This is a genomic window from Arthrobacter sp. UYEF3, from assembly GCF_040546245.1.
Taxonomy (GTDB): Bacteria; Actinomycetota; Actinomycetes; order Actinomycetales; family Micrococcaceae; genus Arthrobacter.
The window spans coordinates 1-2,568 of record NZ_JBEPNK010000055.1 but is presented as its reverse complement, the minus strand read 5'-3'; the positions used below and the strand labels follow the sequence as shown (position 1 = coordinate 2,568).

The 2,568-nt window shown below is 64.0% G+C and carries 2 protein-coding genes; both read right to left on the bottom strand.

The window, feature by feature from the left end; translation table 11 throughout:
* Positions 1 to 110: 110 nt before the first annotated feature.
* Positions 111 to 860: an ATP-binding protein gene (locus ABIB14_RS18625; protein WP_354237381.1), complete on the bottom strand. Its 750-nt coding sequence runs from the start codon at positions 858 to 860 to the stop codon at positions 111 to 113.
* Positions 857 to 2,410 carry an IS21 family transposase gene (istA, locus tag ABIB14_RS18620; protein WP_354237380.1) on the bottom strand — a complete coding sequence of 518 codons (1,554 nt, stop codon included), beginning with the start codon at positions 2,408 to 2,410 and terminating at the stop codon, positions 857 to 859. Before istA ends, ABIB14_RS18625 begins: the two co-directional genes overlap by 4 nt.
* Between the last annotated feature and the right edge of the window lie 158 nt (positions 2,411 to 2,568).

The following is a 2,568-nucleotide window of genomic DNA, read 5'->3' as shown; positions in this document are numbered from 1 at the left end:
TGAGTATTTGATGCCTTGAGAGCCACCCGATCGTGCGGTTCAGAGCCAGCGATCGTGCGGAAGAGAGCCAGTGGTGGTGTGGTTGGGAGCCACTGGCCCTCGGCCCGACCTTAAGCGCTGGTGAGGGCGGTCTGCTCCCTCATGTTGTGGGTGCCGGTCTCGACCCAGACGGTGTTGTGGATGATGCGGTCCATGATCGCGTCGGCGTGAACACCGGAGCCGAGGCGCTGGTGCCAGTCCTTCTGCTGGTACTGGGTGCAGAACACCGTCGATGTCTCGCCGTAACGGCGCTCCATCAACTCCAGCAGCATTGTCCGCATCGATTCCGTCGGCCGGTCCAGCAACCACTCGTCGATCACCAAAAGCGTGAAGGCGGCATATTTGCGCAGGAACTTCCCGGCGCCGCCGGGGGTGTCCTGGGCGGCGGCCCAGGCTTCCTCGAGGTCGGGCATCCGGACGTAGTGGGCGCGGATGCGGTGCTCGCAGGCGCGTTTGGCGATCGCGCATCCCAGATACGACTTCCCCGACCCGGTGAAGCCCTGGAAGACGACGTTCTGCTGCCGGGTCACGAACGAGCAGGTGCCGAGCTGGGTCAGCACTTGCCGGTTCAGGCCGCGCTCGTCGAGCAGGTCGATGCGGCGCAAATCCGCGTTCGGATAACGCAGCCCCGCCCGCCGGATCAACCCGGCGACCTTGGAATGCATGAAGGTCGAGTAGGCGTCATCGACGACCAACCTCACCCGCTCCTCGAACGTCAAACTGATCGACAAGGTCTCGTCCTGGGTATCGATCGCCTCCAGCAGCTCGCCGGCGTTCATCTCCCGGAGCTTGCGTTTGGTCTCTCCATCCAGCGCGCTCATCGGGTGCCTCCGGCGTAGTAGGCGCCGCCGCGGACATAGCCGCCATCATCCGGTTCCGGTTCGGGTGTGTGTCCGGTTTTGTCCTGCCCGGTGTCGAGGATCGGCCGCAAATGGGCGTAGCGCGGAGAGCGGACCCGGCCCCGCAGCGCGAGCTGACAAGCGGCTTCGACCCGGGCCGGTGAGAACCGGCGCGACAGGCGCAATACGGCCAGCGCCGCGTCGATGCCGGCCTCGTCGATGAATACGGTCTCGAAGATCTTCCCGATCACTGTGACGGTCGCCGGGCCCATCCGCGCCGCCCACTCCTCGATCCGGGCCCGATCCCAGGCCTGCCAACTGCGTCCCTCGGGCAGGTCCGCGTCGTTCGTCTGATACTGATTCACCGTGCTTACCGGCAGCAGCAGGTGGCTAGTCAGGCGCTCATCACGCCGATAGACCTCCAGCATCGTCTCGGTGACGCGAAGGTCCACCAGGGCGCCGATGTGGCTGAAGGGGACGGAGTAGAAGTTCTTCGCCCAGACCACGTGAGCGTTCTTGTTCACCTTGCGCTTGTAGGACCACGTGCTGATCTCGAACGGCGCCGCCGGCAGCGGTTGCAGCAGCGGTTTCTCCTCCGTGGTGAAGACGCTCAGCCGGGACCCGTCGCGTTTTTGGAACGGCTGCCGGTTATAGGAATCGATCTGCTCATAAATCCGGGTGCGCAACTGCGGCAGCGACGTAAACTGCTCATGCCGCAAGCCCGCGATGACCCAGGTCGCGACGTGGGAGACCGTGTTCTCGGCACTGCTCTTGTCTCGAGGGTGTCTCACTCTGCCGGGGAGTACGGCGGCCGAGTAGTGCGCCGCCATCTCCCGGTAAGCGTCATTCAGGACGACTTCGCCCTCCTTCGGGTGGGAGATGACCCCGGTCTTCAGGTTGTCGGGCACCAGGCGCGGGACGCTGCCGCCGAAGAAGGTGAACATCGATGTGTGGGCGCGTAGCCACGACTCCTGCCGCATATCAAGGCAGGCTTCCACGAACGCATACCGGCTGAAGGGCAGGCAGGCGACGAACAGATACACCTTCGAGATCTCGCCCGTGGTGAGATCCAGCAGCTGCATCGTGGGCCCGGACCAGTCGACCTCGATACTGCGGCCGGCCTTATGCCCGACCCGCGACGTCGCCCCCGACACCGCGGCGTAGTCGCCATAGAGCCGGCAGAACCGGTCATAACTCATCGTTGCCTGCGCCGCCATTGAAGTCGCGTCAACATACTCCTGATGGAGGAGCTTCAACGTCACCCCGACCCGGGCCAGCTCGGTGTGAATTCGAACCCAGTCCGGCTGCGCGAACACGCTCTCGTGCACCCCGCGGCCCGGAAACAACACCGCATACACCTCGGCCTCCGACAGCTCCGCGACATCATCCCAACCGAGACCTGCCAGCTCCGCCGCATCGAGGACCGCCTGAATGCTATTGCGGGCGATGCCCTGCGCCGAGGCGATCGCCCTGCCCGACAACCCCTGATTTCGTAACTGCAAGACCAGTTTCGCCTTGATCTTCCGTACCATTACCGGTACTCCTTCCACCACGTGGCCATCACATGGTGGAAGGAGCTTTACAGGTGGCTCTCAACCACACCAACCGTGGCTCTGAACGACACGATCCGTGGTTTAGGGAGGTGGCTCTGACCCGCACCACACGTGGCCTCCTTGGAAGCCAATATTCA